Below are 2,489 nucleotides of genomic sequence, written 5' to 3'. Positions count from 1 at the left end.
ATCCGGGAGCGATCATCAGCTCCAAAAACCGTGATGCCAGCGGCCGTGATACCAGAAGCCGGGATGCCAGTGGCGCACATGCATCGGGCGGATGATTACCCGGCCGTTCGGCACGCATCTGCCCCAGCGGTTCATGTGCCAACCGGGGCCGCAGCGCCAGCCGACGGTCTCGATCGGCAGCGGAGATGCGCTTGGCTTGACGAGCGGCATAGCCTCAGAGCCAACGGCGGACAGCGTCAATGTGCCGGCGGCCAGGGCGATGGACAGAAAGTATTTTGCGAACATGCGTTGTCTCCGTAATTCGACCCTACGTGCGTGAAACGGAGGATAGGCCGATTTCCGTCGGAGCGGTGTGGATCACATCTTCGTTAGCTCCTTCGACGGTACCGCCCCGCGGCGGTTCGGCACGCGTCGCCTCGCGGTTGCGCCGTTGAAATGGGATTGCCGCGGCCGCCGCCCAGTATCAAATTGATCCATATCAAGGAGCCACGAGGTCCTCCGCTCTAGGCTCCAGGTTGATAGAGGCCGATCGGCGGAGACCGGCCGAGGCGAGTTGAGACCAGGAGTTCATAGCGATGATGATCCGCACGCTCTCCACTTTGGAATGCACGAAATTGCTGGCGGCGAACCGCACTGGACATCTGGCATGCGTCAAGGACGGACAACCCTATGTCGTGCCCTTCAATTACGCCTATGCCGACAGCCACCTCTATGCGTTTTCGCTGCTCGGCAAGAAGGTCGACTGGATGCGGGCCAATCCCCTGGTGTGCGTACAAGTGGCGGAACGCACACAGGGGCGCGGGTGGAAAAGCGTGGTCGTCGACGGCCGCTATGAGGAACTGCCGGACCGGATCGGCCATAAGGTTCAGTGCGACCATGCGAGGGCAGTGTTGAGCAAGCACACCGACTGGTGGGAGCCCGGCGCGCTCAAGCCCGTCACGCCTCCCACCTCGGATAACATGCCGCACGTCTTTTTCCGGATCCTCGTCGAGCAGATTTCGGGACGGGAAGCCACCGAATAGACTGCGCCATTCGGCGCGAGCCGTGCCCCGAAGCGTCATCGCCAGCATTCGCGCTGCCGACATCCTTCGTGACGGCAACCCGATGGAGCAGCCGGGCTATTCGCCCAGCGTCGCCACCGTCTTCAGCGCGCCGTCCAGCATGTCGCCCTTCTCGTCCTTCAGCGCCGCCTCGCGCAGGAGGCGTAGCCAGTCGGCGGCGTCTTCGCGGCCCTTGAGCATCGGCAGCGCCGAAAGCACCCGGTCGAATTTCGACTGGGCACGGGCATGGGTGTCGCTGTAGCCCTTGATCAGCCGCCGGCAGTTCAGGATTTCGGTGGCCAAAGCGTAGTCCTGCCGCGCATGGCTGAGCGCCAATTCGTACCAGCGCTCGAGATGCTCGACTTCGACCTTGTGGCGCAGCAGGCGGCGGCGCCAGCGGCGCAGGCCGCCGATGAACCAGAGCATGGCGAAGCCGGTAAAGCTGTCGGTGCGGATGTGGCGGCCGCGATTGATGCGGCGGTCGAGGAAGGCGGCGAGTTTCGGCCGGCTCTCGATATAGCTGCCAAGGCTTGCCGGCATAGTGCCGCAGAATTCCTCGATGCGCGGATGGAAATATTCGGTGACCTGCAGGACCGAACCTTCCTTCACCCCGACCTCCTTGCGCACGCGCTTGTCGCGGGTCGAGCGCGTCTTGAGATCGGCGACGCGGATCATGTCGTCATAGCACATGGCGTTGGCGAGATGCTTTGCCGCGGCGGTGGACAGAGCATAGCCGCGCTCCGCATTGTCCAGCGCCACCGCCTTGTCCAGCCGGTGAAGATATTCGCCGCCATAGGCGACGTCCTGGTAGTCGACGACCTTCTTCAGGCCGCGTGCGGCCATGTCGTGCAGGGGCTGCGGCAGCGACGCGACGCGGGCGGCGAGCTGCTGCCAGCCCTTCAGAAGAGTTTCCGGACCGCTGACCCTTGCCGTCGATTTGGGTTCGACGGCAGGCTTCGCCACCTTCTCGCTTGTTGGCGCGGCCGCGGTGCCGCGCGCGCGGTCACAAGCCGCGCCGAAGGCGGCAAGGCTTGCCTTGACGCCACGACCGCCGGCGCCGATCGCCTGCTCATAGCTTTCGCGGGTGAAGGGCAGCGCATCCGAGCCGGCCAGCGCGCCGAGCAGGCTGGCCGAGATCATGGTGCCATTGTCGGCGGCGATCTTTTCCATGTCGAAGGCGATGAAGCGCTTGGCCGCGGCCTCAGCCGTCGCGTGCACCTTTTCCGACGAGGCGCGGCCGTCGCCCGGCTCGATCTTTTCCGACACGGCGGCGATGCGGTGCGAGGAGGTGATCAGCGTCGTGCGCTCGGGCGTGACGAAGCCGCGGATGATGGCGCGGCCGGCTTCCATCAGCTCGGCTGCGATCAGGATATCGACGTCGCCCTGCGAGGGCGACAGCGCAAAGACCGGCAGCCGGCCGGTGTCGCGGGCCATCTCGATGTAATATAT

The 2,489-nt window shown here is 64.8% G+C and carries 3 protein-coding genes; 1 reads left to right on the top strand and 2 read right to left on the bottom strand.

Going from position 1 to position 2,489, the window contains the following annotated elements:
- Window positions 1–15: 15 nt before the first annotated feature.
- Complete coding sequence (locus tag EOA24_RS34235) at window positions 16–285, bottom strand: hypothetical protein (protein ID WP_126079657.1); 270 nt, start codon at window positions 283–285, stop codon at window positions 16–18.
- 290 nt (window positions 286–575) lie between these two features.
- On the opposite strand from EOA24_RS34235, the gene EOA24_RS34230 reads away from it, so the two are divergent.
- On the top strand, window positions 576–1,022 hold the full coding sequence (locus tag EOA24_RS34230) for a pyridoxamine 5'-phosphate oxidase family protein (RefSeq protein WP_126079658.1): 447 nt from the start codon (window positions 576–578) through the stop codon (window positions 1,020–1,022).
- A gap of 96 nt (window positions 1,023–1,118) precedes the next feature.
- Here EOA24_RS34230 and EOA24_RS34225 read toward each other — a convergent pair.
- On the bottom strand, window positions 1,119–2,489 hold a 1,371-nt coding region (locus EOA24_RS34225), incomplete at its 5' end, for an indolepyruvate oxidoreductase subunit beta family protein (protein ID WP_127410604.1).

Source organism: Mesorhizobium sp. M2A.F.Ca.ET.039.01.1.1 (assembly GCF_003998035.1).
Taxonomy (GTDB): Bacteria; Pseudomonadota; Alphaproteobacteria; order Rhizobiales; family Rhizobiaceae; genus Mesorhizobium.
The sequence above is the reverse complement of the archived record's forward strand: the minus strand, read 5'-3'. Positions and strand labels throughout refer to the sequence as shown.